Annotated in this window: 2 protein-coding genes; both read left to right on the forward strand. The window is 36.4% G+C overall.

Annotated elements, in window-relative coordinates; genetic code table 11:
- On the forward strand, positions 1 to 214 hold a 214-nt coding region (locus ABCO64_RS10450), incomplete at its 5' end, for a hypothetical protein (RefSeq protein ID WP_343089422.1).
- Positions 184 to 665 (forward strand): 3-phosphoshikimate 1-carboxyvinyltransferase (locus ABCO64_RS10455; RefSeq protein ID WP_484213835.1); only part of this gene is annotated, 482 nt, incomplete at its 3' end. The genes ABCO64_RS10450 and ABCO64_RS10455, both read left to right, overlap by 31 nt.

A 665-nucleotide genomic window follows, 5' to 3' on the forward strand; every position in this document is an offset into this window, starting at 1 on the left:
ATATGAAAGTGTGAAAGAGTTACTCCTCGATTATGAGTTGGTAAGCATGCCACTTTTAAATCGAAGTGATTATATCACTCACGTAAAACACGATAAAAAACAAACCGCAAAAGGCATGCAGTTTATTGTCTTAAACAGTATTGAAAATCCACGCATCTTAGCGATTAAAGAGGATGATGAAGTATGGACAAAACCGTATCAGGTAAAACGTTAAAAGGAACGCTTAACGCTCCACCTTCTAAATCACAAACCCATAGAGCCTTAATTGCGGCTAGTATGGCACAAGGGATTTCTAATATAGCGAATCAGTTAAAAAGTGATGATATCGTAGCTACACAATCGATGTTAAAAAACTTAGGCGCTTTTGTTGAGGGTGAAACCATTAGGGGACCATTAAAAGTAGAAACGCCCAAAACCTTAAATGCGAACGCATCAGGTTCAACCTTACGTTTTATGATTCCTATTGCTTTATTGTTTGATCAATATATTACCTTTGAAGGCAAAGAAAGACTCCCTAAAAGACCTTTAGATGTTTATGAAGAGAACTTTAAAGACACTGTTCATTATGAGTATTTAAGTCAAGATTATTTGCCGTTAAAGGTAAAGGGGCCTTTAAAAGCCAGCCACTTTAAATGTAGAGGCGATATCTCTTCACAGTTTATCAG

It is taken from the genome of Methanocalculus natronophilus (assembly GCF_038751955.1).
In the GTDB taxonomy this organism is placed as follows: domain Archaea; phylum Halobacteriota; class Methanomicrobia; order Methanomicrobiales; family Methanocorpusculaceae; genus Methanocalculus; species Methanocalculus natronophilus.